This is a genomic window from Streptomyces sp. NPDC088157 (genome assembly GCF_044741545.1).
Taxonomy (GTDB): Bacteria; Actinomycetota; Actinomycetes; order Streptomycetales; family Streptomycetaceae; genus Streptomyces.
Genome location: NZ_JBIUSU010000012.1, coordinates 34,045 through 54,118, shown reverse-complemented (window position 1 = coordinate 54,118; position 20,074 = coordinate 34,045). Strand labels below are relative to the sequence as shown.

The 20,074-nt window shown below is 72.2% G+C and carries 19 protein-coding genes; 6 read left to right on the top strand and 13 right to left on the bottom strand.

Features of this window, described 5'->3' with window-relative positions:
* The first annotated feature begins 85 nt into the window (after window positions 1-85).
* Window positions 86-943 (top strand): SAM-dependent methyltransferase, encoded by an 858-nt coding sequence (locus ACIPFH_RS37500; RefSeq protein ID WP_356248406.1) that lies wholly within the window; start codon window positions 86-88, stop codon window positions 941-943.
* 110 nt (window positions 944-1,053) lie between these two features.
* Here ACIPFH_RS37500 and ACIPFH_RS37495 read toward each other — a convergent pair whose 3' ends face one another.
* The 7 genes from ACIPFH_RS37495 to ACIPFH_RS37465 all read right to left on the bottom strand — a co-directional run bounded on the left by ACIPFH_RS37495 (window position 1,054) and on the right by ACIPFH_RS37465 (window position 10,298).
* Window positions 1,054-1,941 (bottom strand): PaaX family transcriptional regulator C-terminal domain-containing protein, encoded by an 888-nt coding sequence (locus ACIPFH_RS37495; RefSeq protein ID WP_401833703.1) that lies wholly within the window; start codon window positions 1,939-1,941, stop codon window positions 1,054-1,056.
* Window positions 1,942-2,089: 148 nt separating this feature from the next.
* Entirely contained in the window at window positions 2,090-3,472 is a 1,383-nt protein-coding gene (locus tag ACIPFH_RS37490; RefSeq protein ID WP_401833702.1) for an MFS transporter, read from the bottom strand.
* A gap of 101 nt (window positions 3,473-3,573) precedes the next feature.
* Window positions 3,574-6,018 carry a SpoIIE family protein phosphatase gene (locus ACIPFH_RS37485; RefSeq protein ID WP_401833701.1) on the bottom strand — a complete coding sequence of 815 codons (2,445 nt, stop codon included), beginning with the start codon at window positions 6,016-6,018 and terminating at the stop codon, window positions 3,574-3,576.
* A 145-nt stretch (window positions 6,019-6,163) separates the two neighbouring features.
* Complete coding sequence (locus tag ACIPFH_RS37480) at window positions 6,164-7,633, bottom strand: ATP-binding protein (RefSeq protein ID WP_401833698.1); 1,470 nt, start codon at window positions 7,631-7,633, stop codon at window positions 6,164-6,166.
* Between the two features lie 13 nt (window positions 7,634-7,646).
* A complete protein-coding gene (locus ACIPFH_RS37475) occupies window positions 7,647-8,372 on the bottom strand; it encodes a response regulator transcription factor (protein ID WP_401833695.1) in 726 nt (241 codons plus the stop codon).
* Between the two features lie 211 nt (window positions 8,373-8,583).
* Window positions 8,584-9,192 (bottom strand): FMN reductase, encoded by a 609-nt coding sequence (locus ACIPFH_RS37470; protein WP_401833693.1) that lies wholly within the window; start codon window positions 9,190-9,192, stop codon window positions 8,584-8,586.
* A complete protein-coding gene (locus ACIPFH_RS37465) occupies window positions 9,189-10,298 on the bottom strand; it encodes an LLM class flavin-dependent oxidoreductase (protein WP_401833692.1) in 1,110 nt (369 codons plus the stop codon). Before ACIPFH_RS37465 ends, ACIPFH_RS37470 begins: the two co-directional genes overlap by 4 nt.
* Before the next feature lie 253 nt (window positions 10,299-10,551).
* Between ACIPFH_RS37465 and ACIPFH_RS37460 the strand changes: the two genes are divergently transcribed.
* Complete coding sequence (locus tag ACIPFH_RS37460; RefSeq protein ID WP_401833691.1) at window positions 10,552-11,346, top strand: DUF6597 domain-containing transcriptional factor; 795 nt, start codon at window positions 10,552-10,554, stop codon at window positions 11,344-11,346.
* A 304-nt stretch (window positions 11,347-11,650) separates the two neighbouring features.
* On the opposite strand, the gene ACIPFH_RS37455 is transcribed toward ACIPFH_RS37460, so the two are convergent.
* Window positions 11,651-12,532: an NADP-dependent oxidoreductase gene (locus tag ACIPFH_RS37455; RefSeq protein ID WP_401833689.1), complete on the bottom strand. Its 882-nt coding sequence runs from the start codon at window positions 12,530-12,532 to the stop codon at window positions 11,651-11,653.
* Window positions 12,533-12,666: 134 nt separating this feature from the next.
* On the opposite strand from ACIPFH_RS37455, the gene ACIPFH_RS37450 reads away from it, so the two are divergent.
* Window positions 12,667-13,101 (top strand): winged helix-turn-helix transcriptional regulator, encoded by a 435-nt coding sequence (locus tag ACIPFH_RS37450; RefSeq protein WP_401833688.1) that lies wholly within the window; start codon window positions 12,667-12,669, stop codon window positions 13,099-13,101.
* Between the two features lie 70 nt (window positions 13,102-13,171).
* Here ACIPFH_RS37450 and ACIPFH_RS37445 read toward each other — a convergent pair whose 3' ends face one another.
* From ACIPFH_RS37445 to ACIPFH_RS37430, 4 genes are all read right to left on the bottom strand, one after another.
* Window positions 13,172-13,936, bottom strand: coding sequence for a TIGR03943 family putative permease subunit (locus tag ACIPFH_RS37445; RefSeq protein ID WP_401833686.1), 765 nt, complete (start codon window positions 13,934-13,936; stop codon window positions 13,172-13,174).
* A complete protein-coding gene (locus ACIPFH_RS37440; protein WP_401833685.1) occupies window positions 13,933-14,967 on the bottom strand; it encodes a permease in 1,035 nt (344 codons plus the stop codon). Before ACIPFH_RS37440 ends, ACIPFH_RS37445 begins: the two co-directional genes overlap by 4 nt.
* Window positions 14,968-14,973: 6 nt before the next feature.
* On the bottom strand, window positions 14,974-15,447 hold the full coding sequence (locus ACIPFH_RS37435) for a MarR family winged helix-turn-helix transcriptional regulator (protein ID WP_401833684.1): 474 nt from the start codon (window positions 15,445-15,447) through the stop codon (window positions 14,974-14,976).
* A gap of 68 nt (window positions 15,448-15,515) precedes the next feature.
* The gene (locus ACIPFH_RS37430) at window positions 15,516-16,052 is read right to left on the bottom strand and encodes a hypothetical protein (RefSeq protein ID WP_401833682.1); all 537 of its coding nucleotides are present in this window, start codon (window positions 16,050-16,052) and stop codon (window positions 15,516-15,518) included.
* A gap of 287 nt (window positions 16,053-16,339) precedes the next feature.
* On the opposite strand from ACIPFH_RS37430, the gene ACIPFH_RS37425 reads away from it, so the two are divergent.
* The 3 genes from ACIPFH_RS37425 to ACIPFH_RS37415 are packed head-to-tail and all read left to right on the top strand — an operon-like array spanning window position 16,340 to window position 18,629.
* The gene (locus ACIPFH_RS37425) at window positions 16,340-17,116 is read left to right on the top strand and encodes an SDR family NAD(P)-dependent oxidoreductase (RefSeq protein WP_401833680.1); all 777 of its coding nucleotides are present in this window, start codon (window positions 16,340-16,342) and stop codon (window positions 17,114-17,116) included.
* Window positions 17,113-17,313 carry a hypothetical protein gene (locus tag ACIPFH_RS37420; protein ID WP_356248378.1) on the top strand — a complete coding sequence of 67 codons (201 nt, stop codon included), beginning with the start codon at window positions 17,113-17,115 and terminating at the stop codon, window positions 17,311-17,313. Before ACIPFH_RS37425 ends, ACIPFH_RS37420 begins: the two co-directional genes overlap by 4 nt.
* Window positions 17,314-17,372: 59 nt before the next feature.
* Window positions 17,373-18,629 (top strand): GNAT family N-acetyltransferase, encoded by a 1,257-nt coding sequence (locus ACIPFH_RS37415; protein ID WP_401833677.1) that lies wholly within the window; start codon window positions 17,373-17,375, stop codon window positions 18,627-18,629.
* 157 nt (window positions 18,630-18,786) lie between these two features.
* Here the strand turns inward: ACIPFH_RS37415 and ACIPFH_RS37410 are convergent, their stop codons facing one another.
* A complete protein-coding gene (locus ACIPFH_RS37410; RefSeq protein ID WP_401833675.1) occupies window positions 18,787-19,980 on the bottom strand; it encodes an RtcB family protein in 1,194 nt (397 codons plus the stop codon).
* Window positions 19,981-20,074: the final 94 nt, after the last annotated feature.

Sequence of the window (20,074 nt, the reverse complement as noted above, 5' to 3'; positions counted from 1 at the left end):
GAGACCGCTGACGGGGGGCGGGGCCTTCGGGTCCTGCCTTTGTCATTGCGGGAACTCCCGCCGTGGTTCCGGGCGTTCGGGTGGCATGACCTCTCCCCTCAGCGGCAGCAGCAACGCCGGCGGCACCGGCAGCCCCTTCTTGAAGATCGACACGAGCCGGCCCCACCCCGCCCGGATGTACGACTACTTCCTCGGCGGGAAGGACAACTACGAGGTCGACCGGGATGCCGCCGAGCAGTTCATCAAGGTGGCCCCGGAGGTGCGGGACGGGGTCCGCGCCAACCGGCGCTTCATGCACCGCGCGGTCCGGCACGTCGTCGAGGAGGGCGGCATCCGGCAGATCCTCGACATCGGTACGGGCCTGCCCACCGAGCCGAACGTGCACCAGATCGCGCACGCCACAGCCCCCGGCACCCGCGTCGCGTACGTCGACAACGACCCGATCGTCAGCACGCACTCGATGGCCCTCATGGCCGAGGCCGACAGCGGGACCGGCACGGACACCCACACCTCCGTCGTCCTGGCCGACCTGCGGGATCCCCGCGCCGTCCTCGACCACCCCGACGTACGCAGGATCATCGACTTCGACGAGCCCGTGGCGCTGCTGCTGGTGGCCGTCGTGCACTTCCTTGCCGAAGCGGACGACCCGGACGCCGTGGTCGCGACCCTCCGCGACGCGCTGCCCATCGGTTCCTACCTCGTGCTGTCGCACGCCACGGGCGATGTCCACGAGGACCGGCGCGAGGACGCGGCCTCCGTCTACAACAAGGCCAGCGCCTCCCTGAACCTCCGCCCGCACGCCCGGGTCCTGGACTTCTTCGGCGACTTCACGCTCCTCGCCCCGGGCCTGGTCCCGGTCCCGGACTGGCGCCCCGAAGAGCCCCCGACGCCGAACACGCCGCCGATCGGCATCTACGGCGGAGTAGCCCGCAAGAACGGCTGACCGGAGGGCAGCAGTCTCGCCGGAACGGCAGAACGCCGGAAGCAGGAGGCCGGAACGGCGGAACTGTCCGGTGACGGCTCCGGGGCCGAGTGCCCCGGGCCGACGGTCGGCTACCTCGACGGGGTTGTTTCCAGAAGTCGGTGGGCCAGGTGGTCGGCGGGGATGGCGGTCTGGTCCGCGACTCGGCGGAAGGTGTCCTGGGCGGGACGGGCCGGCCAGTCCGGGGGGAGGTGGCGGGCGGGGAGCCGGGGGTCCGCGCGGATCGTCCAGAGCCATTCGCTGACCAGGCGCAGGCGGGTGCCGATCGGGTCCTCGCCCGGGCCGGCGTTCAGGTGGGCGGTCCAGCGCTTGTCGAAGGAGACATAACGGGCGGCGACGCTCTCCAGGTCCCAGGTGTCGCGGATCATGAGGCCGATGTCGGTGGCCTCGTCGGCCGAGGCGTGGAAGATCTTGACGTGGGCGGTCAGGCCGAGCTCGGCGACGACGGCGGCGACATCGACCCTCCCCGGCGCGATCCACAGCCCGCTGTACAGCGCGCCGAACCCGGACCAGGCGAGCCGTGAGCGCAGGTCGTGGCGCTCGCGCTGGCGGGACTCGGGGAGCGAGAAGCCGAGCAGCGTCCAGTCGCCGTCCCAGTCGTCGTTGACCGCGCCCTCGCGCCAGATGCGGGTACGGCCGTCCTTCAGGACGCGCGTCGCCTGCTCGGTCAGGCCGAAGTACATCCTGCGGCCCTCCCGCTGCCGCCGTAGCAGACCCCGGCTGACCATGCGGGTCAGCGTGGACCGTACGGCCTGTTCACCGACGCCGACCCGGCCGAGTACGTCGATGATGCTGCCCGAGTAGACGCACAGGTCGCCCTCTTCCAGGACGTGGTTGCCGAAGAAGGCGAGCATGAGCGACTGCGGGCGCAGCTGCGGGGCGCCGCCGTCCGAGGTGTCCTCCGGCAGGTCGTCCCGCAGGTCGTGCGGCGGGGTGTCCGGGATGTCGTCGTCCTCCACGGAGGAAAGGGTACGACCGCCCGTCGGCGGGTGCGGTGGGCGGTCGTACGGAGTCATCGGGTGAGGTGGTCGGCGGGGTGGGCGAGGTCGGAGGGGCGCGGGTGAGGCGGGGTGGGGTACGTGAGCTGCCGGGCGCGCGAGCGGGGCCTCATGCCGAGATTTCCTGCGTATGGGGGGAGTCGGAGCCTTCGGCGGCGCCGGTGGCGCCGGCGAGGGACGCCCGGCTGGTCTCGCGCACGAAGAGGACGGTCACGGCGGTGATCACGGCGCCGCCGCAGAGCAGCAGGGAGACGGGGGTGCTGCTGTCGCTCCCCGCCACCAGGCTGCCGGCGATCATCGGGGAGAAGCCGGCGCCGATCAGGGTGGCTCCCTGGTAGCCGAGGGAGGCGCCGGTGTAGCGGACCCGGGTGCCGAACATCTCGGTGAGCAGGGCGCCCAGCGGGCCGTACATCATGGACTGGGCGACGCCGTGGCCCAGGACCACGGCGAGGATCAGCAGGCCCGGTGACTTCGAGTCGACCAGCGCCATGACGGGGAAGGCGAGGGCGGCCGAGGCGAGGGCGCCGACGAGGACGACCGGGCGGCGGCCGACCCGGTCGGAGAGCGCGGAGGCGCAGGGCAGCACGACCAGCGCGACCGAGGCGGACACCGTGAGCGCGGTGAGCACCTGCGGGCGGGCGTAGCCGATGCCGGTGGCGTACGCGATCAGATAGCTGGTGAGCAGCGACTGGGCGGTGAAGGCGCCGATGCCGACGCAGCAGGCCAGCAGCACCGGGCGCGGGCGCCGCAGCACCTCGATGATGGGCAGCCGCGACTCGGCGCGGTCCTTCTTCACCTCGGCGAAGAGCGGGCTCTCGACGACCTTCAGGCGGACGAAGAGCCCGACGCCGAGCAGCACCACGCTCAGCAGGAACGGCACCCGCCAGCCCCATGCCGCGAACTCGTCCCTGGGCAGGGCGACGACGAGCGTGACGACGGCGGTGGACAGCAGGGAGCCGAGCGGGGCTCCCATCTGCGTGAAGCTGGACCACAGTCCGCGCCGCCGCTCGCCCGCGTGCTCGACGACCATCAGCGTGGCGCCGCCCCACTCACCGCCGATGGCGATGCCCTGGACGACGCGCAGGGTGATCAGCAGCACCGGCGCCCACATGCCGATCGTGTCGTACGTGGGCAGCAGTCCGACGAGGAAGCTGGCGCCGCCCATCAGACCCATGGTGAGCAGGAGCATCGACTTGCGGCCGAGCCGGTCGCCGAAGTGCCCGAAGATGATGCCCCCGAGCGGACGGGCGACATAGCCGGCGGCGAAGGTGCCGAACGCGGCGATGGTGCCGACGGCGGGGTCCGCACCGGGGAAGAACAGCTCGCCGAAGACGAGGGCGGCGACGGTTCCGTAGACGAGGAAGTCGTAGAACTCCACGGCGGTGCCGAGCAGTCCGGAGGCGGCGACCACGCGCAGCTGCCGGGTTCGTTCGGCGGTCGTGGACGGTGATGGTGACGGTGACGCGGGTGATGCGAGGGGGGAGGGGGGCATCGCGGTCTCCCTTGAGCGGGGGAAGGGAAGGACACCGCGAAGTTAGGCCCTGAAGTGACTGCCGTCAATAAAGTGCACAACATTGATCGTGGAGGCCGCGCTCAGGGCCAGGAACCGTCCGCCCGCTCCTCGATCTCCTGTTCCGCCCAGATCGTCTTGCCCTTGGCGCCCGGGCGGGTGCCCCAGCTCCGGGTCAGCTGGGCGACCAGGAGGAGGCCTCGGCCGCCCTCGTCGTAGGTGCGGGCCCGGCGCATGTGCGGGGCCGTGCCGCCGCCGTCGGAGACCTCGCAGATCAGGGTCCGGTCGTGGATGAGGCGCAGTTGGACGGGCGGTTCGCCGTGCCGGATGGCGTTGGTGACCAGCTCACTGACGATCAGCTCGGTCACGAAGGCGGCCTCGGTCAGGCCCCAGGCCTCCAGTCGGCCGACCGCCTTCTTCCGGGCGTCGGCGACCGCGGCGGGGTCGGTGTCGATCTCCCAGGTGGCGACGCGCGAGGCGTCGAGTGCCCGGGTGCGGGCGAGCAGGAACGCCACGTCGTCGGCCGGCAGCCGGGGGAGCATCCGGGCGAGGACCGAGTCGCACACGACGTCCAGGGAGGCCGCGGGTTCGGCCAGGGCCCGGCACAGGCGGGCGGCGCCGTCGTCGATGTCGCTGTCGCGGGACGGCGACAGGATCAGCCCGTCGGTGTAGAGGGCGAGCAGGCTGCCTTCGGGCAGCTCGATCTCGAGCGACTCGAAGGGCAGCCCGCCCAGGCCCAGCGGAGGTCCCGCGGGCAGGTCGAGCAGTTCGACGGTGCCGTCGGGGCTCACCACGGCCGGCTGCGGGTGTCCGGCCCTGGCCAGCGTGCAGTGCCGGGAGACCGGGTCGTACACGGCGTACAGGCAGGTCGCCCCGACGTCCGCGGCGGGCTCCCCCTCGCCGAGCGCGTCCGCCTCGGTGGCCAGCCGGCCCACCAGGTCGTCGAGATGGGTGAGCAGCTCGTCGGGGGGCAGATCGATGTCGGCGAGGGTGCGGACGGCCGTCCGCAGCCGTCCCATGGCCGCCGAGGCGTGTATGCCATGGCCCACCACGTCGCCGACGACCATCGCGACCCTGGCCCCGGACAGCGGGATCACGTCGAACCAGTCGCCGCCCACCCCGGCCCGGGCGTCGGCCGGAAGGTAGCGGGAGGCGACCTCCACGGCGGACTGCTCGGGCAGCTCCCGCGGCAGCAGACTGCGTTGCAGGGTGACCGCGGTCGCGCGCTCGCGGGTGTAACGCCAGGCGTTGTCGATGCAGACCGCCGCCCTGGCCACCAGCTCCTCGGCCAGCACCAGGTCGTCCTGCCGGAACGGCTCGGGATGCCGGTGCCGGGCGAAGACGACGACGCCCAGGGTGCTGCCACGGGCCGACAGCGGCACGGCCATCACGGAATGGAAGCCGAAGTCACGGATACGGGCCGTGCGCAGCGGATCCCCGGCGACCCACTCGGCGATCGCGGACTCGGTCACCCGGCGGCTCACGGCTCGTCCCGAGCGCAGGCTCTCGGCCGGCGGGGAGCTCTGCGGGTACTCGTCCACCTCCCCCAGGGCGAGGACCGCCTCGGGGACACCCGGCAGCACGGACTGGTGGGCGACGCGCCGCAGCAGCAGGGACCGGCCGGCCGCGGACTCCTCCGGCCCCGTCGGCTCCTCCCGGCCGTCCTCGAACGACGTCAGCAGGTCCACGCTGAGGAAGTCGGCGAGGTCCGGAACCGCGACGTCCGCCAGCTCCTGCGCGGTCCGCGTCACGTCGAGCGTGCTGCCGATGCGGCTGCTGGCCTCGGCGATCAGCTGGAGGCGCTTGCGGGCCCAGTACTGCTCGGTCATGTCGTGCCCGGTCGCGGCCACGCCCAGGACGCGGCCGTCCGCATCCTCCACCCGGTAGAGGTGGACCGACCAGGCGTGCTCACGGGACTCACCGGGGGCCCGCGCATGGTTCTCCACGTACTGCGGCTCACCGGTCTCCAGGGCCAGCCGCATCCGCCGTTCGACCTCCGACGACAACGGCATGGGCAGCACGTCCGTCATCCGCAGCCCGCGCAGCTCCTCCTCGCTCAGGCCCAGGGCGTGCTGCGCGGACCGGCTGGAGCGGCGGTAGCGCAGGTCCGTGTCGTACACCGAGGTCGCGCAGGACGGGGACTGGAGCATGCACCGCCGCATGAGCGCGTCGTCCTCGGGCCGCAGCCGCGCTCCGGACACGGCGCTGACCAGGAGCCAGTCGCGGGTCCCGTCGTCCGCGGTCCGGTGATGCGCGAGGACCCTGGCCTCCATACGGTGGCCGTCCCGGTGCCGGAGGGCGAGCGTGCCGTGCCATCTGGGGAGCGCGGCGAGCGGCGGGAGAGCCGGCGTCGGCGGCGACGCCGGGTCCTCGGCGAGCAGCCCCGCCGCCGGCCGGCCGACGATCTCTGCCGGGGCGTACCCGAGCAGCCGTACGGCTCCGTCGTTCCAGCCGGTCACGGTCCCCTGCCGGTCGACGGTGACACGCGCGGTGAGCGCCTCGCCGGCCTCGTCCGTTCCACCACCCATCCAGTTCTCCCCTTACTCCCGCATAAGGCATATTTCATACTAGAAGGGCCCTCAAACACTCCGTCGCGGCCCCTCCCGAGACCGATCACGGCATGGCTGCTCGCCGCGGCCCCGCACCTCGGGCGCGGGAGGGGCGGAGCGCCTCTCACCCGCGGCGGTCGTGGGTCCGTTCCTCCGGGCGGGACCCCTCCGGGAGCTCGCCGCCCACCGTGAAGCCGAGCACCGAGCCGCCGCCCGCGCGGCGGAAGGCGAACGGTGCTCCGCCGTGGGCCAGGGCCACCTCGCGCACGATCGACAGGCCCAGACCGGAACCCGGCAGGGAGCGCGCGTCGGCGGCGCGGTAGAAGCGGTCGAAGACCCGGGTCAGGTCGCTCTCGGCGATACCGGGCCCGCGGTCGAGGACCTCGACGCGGACGACCCCCGACCGGGACGGCCCGGTGACGGCGATCTCGACGGGCGCTCTGCCCTCCCGGTCGAACTTGGTCGCGTTCTCGACCAGGTTGGACACCGCCCGCTGAAGCATGCCCGGCCGCCCGTAGAGGGTGGTGTCACCGCTCGCCAGCATCAGGATCGGCCGCCCGGTGCGGCGCCTGGCCAGGCCCGCGACCTCCTCCGCGATGTCGGCGAGGTCCAGCCTGCGGGGCGGCTCGGTGTCGGACTGACCGGCCGCGAGGTCGACGAGTTCGTTGACCAGGTCGGTCAGTTCCCTGGCCTCCTGGGTCAGATCCGCCACCAGCTCGTCCCGGATGTCCGGGGGCAGCTCGTCGATGCGGCGCAGCAGCGAGATGTTCGTACGCAGCGACGTCAGCGGCGTCCGCAGTTCGTGCCCCGCGTCCTGGACCAGCCGCCGCTGATCCTCCTCCGACTGGGCGAGCCGGCCGAGCATGCGGTCGAAGGCGCGGCCCAGCCGGCCCACCTCGTCGTGCCCGGTGACCGGCACCTGTACGCCGAGCCGTCGCGTGCGGGCGACGTCCTCGGCTGCGGTGGTGAGGATCACCAGGCGATGGGTGATGCGCCGGGCCAGCCACCAGCCGAACAGCCCCGCGGCCGTCACCACCGCGATCATCAGGATCAGCGTGCGCTGCTGGAGCGCACGCAACAAATCCTCGGTGTCGCTGAACTCCTGCGCCACCTGCACCGCGCCCCGGCCGCCGCCCAGGGAGACGGTGGCGATCCGGTAGACGTCGCTGCCGACGTCGACGTCCTTGTGCTCGGCGATCCGCCCGGCCGTCGCCGCCACCGCGATCGTGCGGTCGGCGGCCACGACGGGCAGTCCGGGACTGCCGCCGTCCACGACCGAGCCGTCCGGGCCCAGCACCTGTACGTCCGTACGGGCCGGCCGCACGATGTCGTGCCCCGGCGCGGACGAGGAGAAGTCCTCCGCCGCCATCCGGTGGTCGCGCACCTCGTCCCGCAGGTCCTGCACCACCTCGTCGAACACGGACTCCTGGTCGACCCGGACCAGCCGGGCGGCCGCCGAGTACGACAGGACGCCGACGAGCACGGTGACCGCGGCGGTCACGGCCGCGAACGACACCGCGAACGTGGTGCGCAGCGACACCAGCTTCGGCCGTGGCCGGGACAGCAGGCGGCGCAGCGGACGCGGACGACTCACCCGTCCCCGTCCCTCAGTCTTCCCGCAGCACGTAACCCACCCCGCGCACGGTGTGGATCAGCTGCGGGGCGCCGGGCTGGTCGAGCTTGCGGCGCAGGTAGCCGACGTAGACGGCGAGGTTCTTGGAGCCGGGACCGAAGTCGTAGCCCCAGATGCGGTCGTAGATCGTGGCGTGGTCCAGGACGATCCCGGCGTTGCGCGCCAGCAGTTCCAGCAGCTCGAACTCGGTCCTGGTCAGCTCCAGCTCCTGCCCGCCCCGCCAGGCCCGCCGCGCCTGCGGGTCCATCCGCAGCCCGGCCGCCTCCACATGCCGCTCGGGAGCCCGCTTCGGGGGGTCGGGTACCGGCACGGCGGCCTCGGGGGCGGTGCCGGGGCCGGTCCGGCGCAGCAGCGCCCGCAGCCGGGCGAAGACCTCCTCGACATCGAACGGCTTCACGACGTAGTCGTCGGCGCCCGCGTCCAGACCGGCGATCCGGTCGGCGGTCTCCACCAGCGCGGTCAGCATCAGGATCGGCGTGCGGTCACCCTCGGCGCGCAGCACCCGGCAGACCTGGAGACCGTCGATGCCGGGCATCATCACGTCGAGGACGAGCACGTCGGGCGGGTTCTTGTGGGCGTGCGCCAGCGCCTCGACCCCGTCGGCGACCGCGGTGACGCGGTAGCCCTCCAGGGCCAGGGCGCGTTCCAGGGCGTTACGGATGGCACGGTCGTCTTCGGCGAGCAGCACGGTGGGAGGCACCCGCCCAGTCTGCCAAGGCCTCCGGCGGTTGGGCGGGGCGGACGGTCCTACGATCACCCTTCTTACTCGGCTCTCACCGTTCGGGTGGGCGTACCCGGGAGTGCCCTCCGGACGGGGCACCCACGGACGGGACACCCCCGGACAGGACGCCCCGGGCGGGCTGTATCTCCCCGCCCGGCGCCCGGAAGCGCACCGTCTGCCGCTCAGGGGTTCAGCGAGCGGCCAGTGCCGCCAACTGTTCGGCGAACGGCACCACCGTGAACTCGGCCTTCTCGGCCTTCTCGGCCTTCGCCGGGCCGGACGGCGCGGACAGGCCGGCCATCAGCGCCGCCAGCTCCCCCGCCGCCCGCTCGATCCGCCCGGGCAGGCCCTCCGCGCCCCAGTCCTCCGAGGCCGCGTAGACGGCGGTCGGGACGATCACGGCGCGGAGGTAGGAGAAGAGCGGCCGCAGGGCGTGCTCGAGCACCAGCGAGTGCCGGGCGGAGCCGCCCGTGGCGGCGATCAGCACCGGCTTGCCCGCCAGCGCGTCCGGGTCGATCACGTCGAAGAACGACTTGAACAGGCCGCTGTAGGACGCGGAGAACACCGGCGTGACGACGATCAGGCCGTCCGCCGCCGTCACCGCCTCCAGCGCGGCCGCCAGCTTCCGCCCGGGGAAGCCGTTGGTGAAGTTGTGGGCGATCTCGACGGCGAGGTCACGCAGCTCCACGACCTGCACCTCCGCCGAGGTCCGCCCGGCGGTCGCGGCCGCCAGCCGGTCGGCCAGCAGCCGCGTCGACGACGGGACGCTCAGCCCCGCCGAGACGACGACGAGCTTCATGCGACGTCCACCCCTTCCTGGGAGGTCCGGGCCGCCTGGGCCGCCCTGAGCAGGGACTCGTGGGTCGGCGCGTCCGGCACGTCGGCCGGTCGGCCGACGGCGAACTCCTTGCGCAGCACCGGAACGACCTCCTCGCCGAGCAGGTCGAGCTGCTCGAGCACGGTCTTCAGCGGCAGCCCCGCGTGGTCCAGCAGGAACAGCTGGCGCTGGTAGTCGCCGGCGTACTCGCGGAACTTGAGCGTCTTCTCGATGACCTGCTCCGGCGTGCCGACGGTCAGCGGGGTCTGCTCGGTGAAGTCCTCCAGGGAGGGCCCGTGACCGTAGACCGGCGCGTTGTCGAAGTACGGCCGGAACTCACGCACCGCGTCCTGCGAGTTCTTCCGCATGAACACCTGCCCGCCGAGTCCCACGATGGCCTGCTCGGGCGTGCCGTGCCCGTAGTGCGCGTACCGCGCGCGGTACAGCTCGACCATCCGCTTGGTGTGGTCGGCCGGCCAGAAGATGTTGTTGTGGAAGAAGCCGTCACCGTAGAACGCGGCCTGCTCGGCGATCTCGGGCGAGCGGATGGAGCCGTGCCAGACGAACGGCGGCACGTCGTCCAGCGGGCGGGGCGTGGAGGTGAAGCCCTGAAGCGCGGTGCGGAACTTGCCCTCCCAGTTCACGACGTCCTCGCGCCACAGCCGGCGCACCAGGGCGTAGTTCTCGATGGCGAGGTTGATGCCCTCACGGATGTCCTGGCCGAACCAGGGGTAGACCGGCCCGGTGTTGCCGCGCCCCATCATGAGGTCGACCCGGCCGTCGGCCAGGTGCTGGAGCATCGCGAAGTCCTCGGCGATCTTCACCGGGTCGTTGGTGGTGATGAGCGTGGTGGAGGTGGAGAGGACCAGCTTCTCCGTGCGCGCGGCTATGTACCCGAGCATCGTCGTCGGGGACGAGGGCACGAACGGCGGGTTGTGGTGCTCACCGGTGGCGAAGACGTCGAGGCCGACCTCCTCGGCCTTCAGCGCGATGGCGACCATGGCCTTGATCCGCTCGCGCTCGGTCGGCGTACGGCCCGTGGTGGGGTCCGGCGTGACATCGCCGACGCTGAAGATCCCGAACTGCATGGTCGCTCAACCTCCAAAGTTGTTGACCGTTAAACTATACCGCCCTAACGGCATCCCTCCTCCTCCTATTCCGCCCCCTGTCACGACCTTGCTCCGCCCCCTGTCACGACCTTGCTCCGCCGGTCGGCACAGCCGCGCTCCGCCGGTCGGCACAGCCACGTTCCCCCGGTCGGCACGGCCGCGTGGCACGGGCCGCCCCTGCCGCGTTCCGCCGGTCGGCACGACTGTCAGTGCCCCGTTCTACGATCCGGAGATGGCCACCCCACGCCGTGACACCCGAGGCATCGTCGACGCCGCGGACTTCCTCGCGCGCGTGCGCTTCCGCCGCCCCGAACCGGCCCCGCCCCTGCGTCCCTACGTCGAGCACTACTGGCTGATCGACTGGGACCTGACCGAGCCGTACGTCTCCCACGTGGTCCCGCACCCCGCCGTCCACCTCGTCTTCCAGCGGTTCGAGGGCCAGGAACCCTTCGTCGAGATCGCCGGCGTCCAGCAGGGCCTCTTCACCCAGAAACTGGCGGGGCTGGGACGCGTGTGCGGCGTCAAGTTCCGGCCGGGCGGATTCCGCCCCTTCGCCGTCGGCCGACCGGTCTCCCACTGGACGGGCCGCCGGGTCCACCTCACCGGCTCCGACCCGGCCCCGGTCCTCGACCCGGTCGACGAGAGCGCCCGGGTAGCCGCCCTGGACGCCCACCTCCTGGCCCTCGCCCCCCGCCCCGATCCGCAGGCGGACCTCGCGATGACCCTCGTCGACCGCGTCCGCACCGACCGCGCGATCCGCAGGGTGACGGACCTGACGCGGGGCGAGGGCCTCTCGGTGCGCCTGCTCCAGCGCCTGTTCGCCGCATACGTGGGGGTCGGTCCGAAGTGGGTCATCCTGCGCTACCGCATCCACGAGGCGCTGGAACGGGCGGAGGCCGAGCAGGCGGTGGACTGGGCGGCACTGGCCGCCGACCTGGGCTACGCGGACCAGGCCCACCTGGTACGGGACTTCACCGCGACAGTCGGGGTCCCCCCTGCGACCTACGCGAGACATCGCGCCGCGTAGGAAGCGCGGCACGGAAACACACGCGGCTCTCACCACCCGGTACCTGGAGGAGGCCGACGAGCTCGCCGACCGTATCGCCGCCGCGCGGGCGGGGACGGGCAGCAGCGGGTGGCGACTGGGGGCAGGGGCAGGGGGCGAGGGGGGGCCGGGGCAAACAGGTGGCCGGGGGCGACGAGCCACAGCCCACCCGCACTCCAGCGCGCCGCCCCGCTGCCCGTCGACGCCCGTCCGACCGCACCGGCACCGGGCATCCCGCAGCCGCCCCGCACCCGCACCCGCACCCGCACCCGCACCCGCACCCGCACTAGGGGACGATGACCAGCCGGCCCCGGATGCCGCCCTCCCCCAGGCGGGCGTGCGCCTTCGAGACATCGTCCAGCGAGTAGGTCTCGGCCACCCGCAGAGTCAGTTCGCCCGCGTCGACCGCCTGTACCAGCTCCGCCAGCCGTGCCCCGTCCGCGCTCACCTCGACGGCAGCCGTCCGCACCCCCCGCTCCGGGGCCGGCTGAGCCTGCGGAATCACCCCCGCGTACGCGCCGCCGTCCCGCACCAGGGCCAGCGCCTCGGAACCGAGCACCGCCGCGTCCAGCACCGCGTCGAAGCCCCCCGCGCCGCCGACGAAACGCGTGGCCCCCAGCGACCGGACGAACTCCTCGTCCTCCGCCCGGACCAGCGCGGTCACCCGCACGCCCCGCCGCGCGGCCAGCTGGACGGCGTACCCGCCGACCGCCCCCGCACCCCCGGTCACCAGCAACGACTCCCCCGGCGAGAGCGACAGCAGATCCAGCGCCTGCACAGCGGTCAGCGCGTTCAGCGGCAGCGTCGCCGCGTGCACCGCGTCCACGGAGGCCGGCGCGAGCGCCACCGCGTCCGCGTCGACGACGACGTACTCGGCATGCGCGCCGAGCGGCTTGGCCACCCCGTGGTCGATCGCGACCACCTCGTCCCCCGCACTCCACGCGGCGGCGACCCCCACCGCGTCCACGGTCCCGGCGACATCCCAACCGAGCCCGACCTGCTTGCCCGCGCCGCCGAAGACACCGGAGCGGACGCCGGCGTCCACCGGGTTCAGCGCTGCCGCCGCCACCTTGATCCGCACCTGCCGGGCGGCCGGCTCCGGCAGCCCCACGTCCACGATCTCCACGGCCTCGGGCCCGCCGAACGTCCGCACCACTGCTGCACGCATGACAACTCCCCTGAACACGCGGGTATGTGCGGGACTCTCCCGCTTCCCTCTTGCTGCCACGACCCTAGGAAGAGTTACTATCCACGGGGAAGTAGTTACCCGAAGGTGCCTTCGTCACCGGGAGGAGAGCCACCATGGCCACCACGACAGCCGCCCAGCGGCGCGAGCGGGCCCGCACCGAGTACGACGCCTTCCTCCGCAGCTGCCCGACCAACCAGCTCCTGGACCGCCTCAGCGACAAATGGGTCAGCCTGGTCGTCTCGGCTCTCGCCCCCGGCCCCCAGCGCTACAGCGACCTGGCCCGCAGGATCGCCGGCGTCAGCCCGAAGATGCTGACCCAGACCCTGCGCACCCTGGAACGCGACGGCATCCTGACCCGCACGGTCACCCCGTCCGTCCCCGTCCGCGTCGACTACGAGCTGACCCCCCTCGGCGCCAACCTCGCGCTGCTGCTGACGGCCGTGAAGGACTGGGCGGAGATCCACTTCGACGAGGTCCAGGCGGCCCGCCGGCGCTACGACACGGACAGCACGGCCGATACGACCGGCACGGACAGGACGGACGTCTGAGCGGTGCCCCGCCGGCCGGGCCGGTACGGCTCAGAGGATGCCGCTCGGGGGTACCGATCAACGGTGTCGCTCAGCGGGTGCCGAAGGGCAGGGCGTCCATGTAGCTGTTGGACGGCTTCCCGACCTTCTTCACACTCCGGGCGTCCAGCGCGATCGCCGCCGACGACGTGCCCAGTGTCCCGCTCCCGTGCCAGGTCCCGGTGACGTTCACCCAGGTGTCGGCCTTCGGCGCCGCGACCCCCTGGACCAGCACCTTCACGGACGACGCGTCCGCCGCACAGCAGCTGACGATGATCCGGGTCAGATACCAGCCGTCCTGCCCGCGCGAGGCCGGGCTGGCGAAGCCGGTCATCACGACCGTGCGGCCCCGGATGGCCAGCGACCGGTCCTGCTGCACCCGCTGCGTGAAGTCGGTGAGCGTGATCGGCAGCGGATCGGTCGCGGGCAGCGGATCGAAGTCGTCCTCCTGCACGGCGACCGCCTTGGCGGGCTCCCGCGAGGCCGTGTACGAGCCGAGCGCGGGAGGCGCGTAGAAGAGCAGGCTCAGCACGGGCAGGAACAGCAGCCAGGCGACCCGCGGAACACCGAAGTGGTCATGCCCATGCCCCTCGTGCCCCTGGCCGTGCCCGTCGTCGTGTCCCTGGCCGTGCCCCTCCTTCGGTGGTGAGGCCCACGCCTCCGCCACCCCCAGCACCAACAGCAGCACCCCCGAAGCGACGAGCAGCGGCCGCATCCCCACCTTGACGAACCGCAGGTACTCGTCCGTGAACAGCGAGGTGTGCAACAACCCCAGCCCGGCCAGCACCAGCAGCCCCACCTGCGCGAACCGCCTCACAGCAGCACCCCTCCGATCACCGCGCTGCACACCACGGCGACCACCGCCGTGGCCGACGAGAACCGCACCGCGAAGGCCCACCCGAACGTCCCCGCCTGGAGCGCGATCAGCTTGAGGTCGACCATCGGCCCCACCACCATGAACGCGAGCCGCGCGACCGGCGAGAACCCGCTCAGCGAGGCCGCCACGAACGCGTCCGCCTCGCTGCACACCGCCAGCACGATCGCCAGCGCCGCCAGGAACAGCACCGACAGCCACGGCGACCCCGCGAAGGTGTCGAGCAGCGAACGCGGCACCGTCACGTTGAACGTCGCCGCCGCCATCGCGCCCACCACCAGGAAGCCTCCCGCATGCAGGAAGTCGTGCTGGAAACCACGGCGGAACTCCGTGAAACGGCTGTGCCCGGGCACATGGCCACTCTGGCGGACGACGGTGGGCCGCAGCCACTCCTCCCGCCCCAGCCAGAGCCACAGCCAGCCCATCGCGGCGGCGGTGACCAGCGAGGCGAGCAGCCGGGCGAGCACCATCTCGGGATTCCCCGGGAAGGCGACGGCCGTGGCCGTCAGCACCACCGGGTTCACGGCGGGCGCCGACAGCAGGAACGCGAACGCGGCGGCCGGCGTGACCCCCCGCCCGATCAGACTGTTCGCGACCGGCACCGACGCGCACTCGCACCCCGGCAGCACCACCCCCGCCACCCCCGCGACCGGAACGGCCAGCGCGGCCCGCTTCGGCAGCAGCCGGCTGAAGACGCGCGCCGGCACGAACGCGTTGATCGCCCCCGAGAGAGCCGTGCCCAGCAGCAGGAACGGCAGCGCCTGAACGGTCACGGCCAGACACACCGTCCGCCACGCCTGCACCGCCGGATCGTCCAGCGACCGCCCGACGAGCACCAGCAGCACACCCGGCACCACCGCCGCGCCCAGCAGCAGCAGCGGCCAGTTCCGGGGCAGTTCCCGCACCGGGCGGGCGTCCGCTGCCCGCCCTCCCTCGTCCGCCGCGGCGGACGGCCGTATCTCTGTCTCCTGCATCCCGCCCTAGACCCGGCCTTCCCGCAATCGCGTGACCTGTTCCGCGCCGAACTCCACCGTGCGCCGCATATGTCGCACGATCACCGCGAGTTCGGTGTCCGGCAGGTCCTCGAAGAGCGGCATCCAGTCGCCGCCCAGCCGCTCCCACATCCGTCCGAACTCCGCGATCCGCTCCGGCACCGCCACCACCAGGACCCGCCGGCGATCGGCCGCGTCCCGCTCCCGGACGACGTAGCCGGCCTTCTCCAACCGGTCCACCAGCCTCGTCGCCGACCCGGTGGTCAGCCCCGTCAGCTCGGCGACCCGGCCCGTCGTCACCGGCTCCCGCTCCAGCATCAGCAGGTTCAGGCACTGGAGATCCGTGGGATGCAGCCCGAGGCGGTCGGCGAGAGCCTGGTTGAACAGGGCGTACGCGGCCACGTACCGACCCGATACGACGGCCAGCTCGTCCAGCAGCCGCGACCGCACGTTTCCGGACATCGCACCCCTTCGTCGGCACCGGCGTCAGCGCCGTCCGCAGATCGTACGACGCTCCGGTCCCGCGAGCGTCAGAAGAAGTACGCGTCCCCGGTGTCCAGGACCAGCACCTGCTCCCGGTCGTTCGACCGGTTGCGGTCCACCGCCCCGCCACCCCACAGCGTGTCGACGTCCATCGTCACCTCCGTCGGCCGCCCCCGCAGCCACACCCGCAGCGCGATCACCTCACCGAGCCCGTCGGCGGCCAGCTCTCCCGTCCGGCAGACCACCTCCTGGCGGCCCGTCCGCGCGCAGCCCACCGGGAGCCGCTGCGCCCCGGCCGCCAGCGGCACCGACCAGCGCAGCCGCACGGTCGCGTCGGAGACGTCCGCCGGACCGTGGTTGCGCGGAGTCAGCCGGACGTCGATCCGGCCGCCCGCCATGACGGCGGAGCCGTGGTACGACAGGTCGGCCTCGGTCGCGTCCCCGACCACCTCGCCCACCGCCGTCGCCTCGCCGACGGCCGTTCCCGCCGCCTCCCCCGTCGCCGACCGCGCCGGCGAGACCCCCGTCCCCACCGCCGCCGTCAGCACCGCGCCCCACACCGCGAGACTCCGCATCCTGCGCATGCCACCACTCCTGGATCAGAAAGATCAGAACCCGCCCGAGTGGTACAGGTCCCACGGGTCGTACGGGTCCCGCAGGGCGTACAGGCCCCGCGGGTCGTACGGGTCGTTACGAAGGGGATGTATCCCACGCCCGGCGCCCGGCAGGCGCCCTCCAACAGGTGACAGCGCACCGCCGTGCCGGCCGGACGGCCGTGATCACGAGGGCCCGGAGGAACGGCGGCCGGCCCCGATACCCTGGGCGGCAGTCGATCGTATGAATGAGCACCCCCGTGCATGAGGAGCAGCCCATGGCCACCGCCGCACCGTCCGCCGCCTCCCGCATCGCCGTCGTCACCGGTGCGAGCAGCGGAATCGGCGCCGCCACCGCCCGGCAGCTCGCCGCGGCCGGCTACCGGGTCGTCCTGACCGCCCGCCGCAAGGACCGCATCGAGGCGCTGGCCGAGGAGATCACCCGGGCGGGCGGCTCCGCGACCGCGTACCCGCTGGACGTCACGGACCGCGCGGCGGTCGACGAGTTCGCCGGCGCCTTCCGCACGATCGGCGTCCTCGTCAACAACGCGGGCGGCGCACTGGGCGCCGACCCCGTCGCCACCGGCGACCCGGCGGACTGGCGCACGATGTACGAGACGAACGTCCTCGGCACGCTCAACGTCACCCAGGCCCTGCTTCCGAAGCTGGTGGCGAGCGGCGACGGAGTGGTCGTGGTGGTGTCCTCGACCGCCGGTCACGGGACGTACGAGGGCGGCGCGGGCTATGTCGCCGCCAAGCACGGCGCCCACGTCCTCGCCGAGACCCTCCGCCTGGAGGTCGTCGGCCTGCCGGTGCGCGTCATCGAGATCGCCCCCGGCATGGTCAGGACCGACGAGTTCGCCCTCACCCGCTTCGGCGGCGACCAGGACAGGGCCGCCAAGGTCTACGAGGGCGTCGCCGAACCCCTCACCGCCTCCGACGTGGCCGAGACGATCACCTGGGCGGTCACCCGGCCCAGCCACGTCAACGTCGACCTCCTCGTCCTGCGCCCCCGTGCCCAGGCGTCCAACACGAAGGTCCACCGGGAGCTGTGACGGCCGAGGAGGAGACCGCCGGGAAGAACGCGAACCCCCTGGAACAGCGCTCGCCGGAACAGCGCGCACTGGAACAGCGCCGCCTCGACCAGGAGACCAAGGACGAGCGCAAGATGTGGGTCTTCCTGGCCTACTTCCTCTTCGGCATCCACGTCGTGGCGTTCGTCATGATCTACGCGGTCCGCCACGCGAAGTGACGGCCACCGCGAAGTGACGGGCACCGCGAATGACGGCCGCCGCGAAATAGGGTTTCCACGTGGACAGACACATACCGTTCGAGACACTGCACAACTTCCGTGACCTGGGCGGATACCCGACCAGTACGGGTCACCGGGTCCGCGCGGGCCGGCTGTTCCGCGCGGACTCGCTCGGCAAGCTGAGACCGGACACCCCGGACTGGGACCGCTTTCTCGCCCTGGGCGTCCGCACGGTGATCGACCTGCGCCACCCGTGGGAGGCGGAGGCGAGAGGCCGGATCCCGGAGCACGGCTCCTTCACCTACCAGAACCTCAGCATCGAGCACCGCCCGTACGACCAGGCGGCGTTGACCGCGGACGTCGACCCCGGCCCGTACCTCTCCGCCCGCTTCATGGAGGTGGCGCAGGACGGCACGAAGGAGATCGCGGCAGCCCTGGAGCTGGTGGCGGAGGCGAAGGAGGGGCTGGTCTTCCACTGCGCCTCGGGCAAGGACCGCACCGGGCAGCTGGCCGCCCTGGTCCTGAGCCTGCTGGGCGTCCCGGACGAGGTGATCATCGAGGACTTCACCCTGACGGAACTGGCGACTCCGGCCCTGCTCGCCGACTGGCGCGCGCGAAACGACGGCCGCTCCCCGGCCTGGCCGTCCTTCGCCCGCGCCCCCGAGTCGGTGATGCGCCTGTTCCTCAAGGCGCTGAGGGCCCGTTACGGCTCAGTGGAGGCGTATGTGACAGGGGCCCTCGGCATGGACGTGGAGGCCTTGTCGGCGGCGCTCCGAGCCGGCCTCCTCGAACCGGCTCCCACCACCTGGCCCGAGCCGACCCACCGCAGGGCGGAGCCGCGGGACGCCCCTCTCCTGGTCCGTCTGCGCGACACGGCGGCCCTGTGGCAACTGGCCCGGGGCATCGAGCAGTGGCAGCCGGGCGAGAAGACCGAGGCCCACTTCGTCGACCGTATGCGTGAGGGCGAGGTCTGGCTCGCGTACGCGGACGGCGCGGTCGCGGGCGCCTGGGAACTCTGGTGGGACGACCTGGCCGCCTGGGGCCCCCGCCCCGCCGACGCGGGCTACGTCCACCGCCTGATGACGACCCCCCACACGTCCCCACCGGGCACGGGCCGCAGGATGCTGGCGCAGGCCGAATCCCGTATCGCCGCGGCCGGTCGGCCCTACGCCCGCCTGGACTGTCTCTCCGCCAACCCCCGCCTGCGCGCCTACTACGAGTCCGCGGGTTACACGGTCGTCGGCGAACAGCGCGCCAAGGAGGGCGGCCCGGGAAGCCCGTACGCGGTGACCCTGCTGGAGAAACGGCTCGGTTGAGGCAGGGACGCGCGAGGGGCCCGAGCCGGTTCGGCCCTGGCCCCTCACCACGGACCCCCGCCGTCGAGCGGCGGAGTCGGCCCTGCGGACATCAGCCCTGAGGGCATCAGCCGTTCGTCGGCCTCAGCCGTTCACCGGTATCAGCCGTTCATCTGCCTCAGCCCTTCACGCAGACGACCTGCTTCAGCTTCGCCACGACCTCCACCAGGTCCCGCTGCTGGTCGATGACCTGCTCGATCGGCTTGTAGGCGCCCGGGATCTCGTCCACGACTCCGGAGTCCTTGCGGCACTCCACGCCGCGAGTCTGCTCCTCCAGGTCCTTGGTCGAGAAGCGACGCTTCGCCGCGGTGCGGCTCATCCGCCGACCCGCTCCGTGCGAGGCCGAGTTGAACGCCTTCTCGTTGCCCAGGCCCTTGACGATGTACGAACCGGTGCCCATCGAGCCCGGGATGATGCCGTACTCGCCGGCCCTGGCGCTGATCGCTCCCTTGCGGGTGACGAGCAGGTCCATGCCCTCGTAGCGCTCGCGGCTCACGTAGTTGTGATGACAGCTCACCTCGGGCTCGAAGGTGACCCGGGCCTTCTTGAACTCCCTGCTGAGCGCGTCCTTGAAGAGGGCCATCATGATCGACCGGTTGTACTTCGCGTACTCCTGGGCCCAGTAGAGATCGTTCTGGTAGGCCGCCATCTGCGGGGTGTCCGCGATGAAGACGGCGAGGTCCCGGTCGATCAGCCCCTGGTTGTGCGAGAGCTTCCGGGCCACGCCGATGTGGTGCTCGGCCAGTTCCTTGCCGATGTTCCGGGAGCCGGAATGGAGCATGAGCCAGACCGATCCGTCATCACTTATGCAGACTTCCGCGAAATGGTTTCCGCTTCCCAGCGTTCCCATCTGCTTGGTGGCACGCTCCTGACGGAATTTGACCGCTTCCGCAATCCCGTCGAACCGCCCCCAGAAGTCGTCCCACCCCGTGGTGGCGAACCCGTGGAACCGTCCGGGGTCGACGGCGGAGTCATGCATCCCCCGGCCCACCGGAATGGCCTGCTCGATCTTCGACCGCAGCCGGGACAGGTCGCCGGGAAGGTCGTTCGCCGTCAACGACGTCTTCACCGCCGACATCCCGCACCCGATGTCGACCCCCACCGCCGCGGGACACACCGCGCCCCGCATCGCGATGACCGAGCCGACCGTCGCCCCCTTGCCGTAGTGGACGTCCGGCATGACGGCCAGGCCCTTGATCCACGGCAGGGTCGCCACGTTCCGCAGTTGCTGGAGTGCGCCCTCCTCGACCGACGCCGGGTCGGTCCACATACGGATGGGTACCTTCGCGCCCGGCATTTCCACGTACGACATATCGCCCTCATTCCCCCGGAATCAATACAGAAGCCTCAAGTCGCAAAACTGGCGCCAAGGTCAACGAACAGGACAACGGACCGGCATCCACAGC